This is a genomic window from Streptomyces himalayensis subsp. himalayensis (assembly GCF_013778455.1).
GTDB lineage: Bacteria > Actinomycetota > Actinomycetes > Streptomycetales > Streptomycetaceae > Streptomyces > Streptomyces himalayensis.
Window position 1 is genome coordinate 1 of sequence record NZ_JACEHE010000106.1, and the last position, 481, is coordinate 481.

1 protein-coding gene is annotated in these 481 nt (G+C 66.1%); it reads right to left on the reverse strand.

Annotation, left to right across the window (positions count from 1 at the left end):
* Positions 1-481, reverse strand: a 481-nt coding sequence (locus H1D24_RS41640) for a beta-L-arabinofuranosidase domain-containing protein (protein WP_181662972.1), incomplete at both ends; no start/stop codon positions are given.

A 481-nucleotide genomic window follows, 5' to 3' on the forward strand; every position in this document is an offset into this window, starting at 1 on the left:
CTGTTCGAGCACCAGGTGTTGTTCGGGCAGGCTGAGTCGGGAGGCGATGAAGAGGTTGACGAACACCTCGCCGCCCTCGGTGGTGTATACCAGCTCGCCGTACTTGGCGTGGTTCTCCAGCCCGGTGCCGACGCAGCACCAGAAGCAGTTGTGGGGCGTCGACACCACGCGGTAGTGGCCCGGCCTGACCGGTGTGAAATACACCAGCCCGCCCTTGGGGTGCAGGGAGGACAGGATGTGGTTGACCGTTGCGCGCTCGTAGTGGTCGAGGACCTCGGCGTCGGGCTCTTGGAGGAACAGGGCGCGGCTCAGCTTGAGCATGTTGTAGGTGTTGCAGGTCTCGGGCCCCTCCGGCGACTGGAGGGCGGAGGTGAAGTCGTCGCGGGGGTGCAGGTGTTCGCGTACGGAGTTGCCGCCGAAGCAGAACGTGCGGTGCCGGGTCATGGTCTGCCAGAAGAACCGGGCGGCGTCCCGCAGGCCT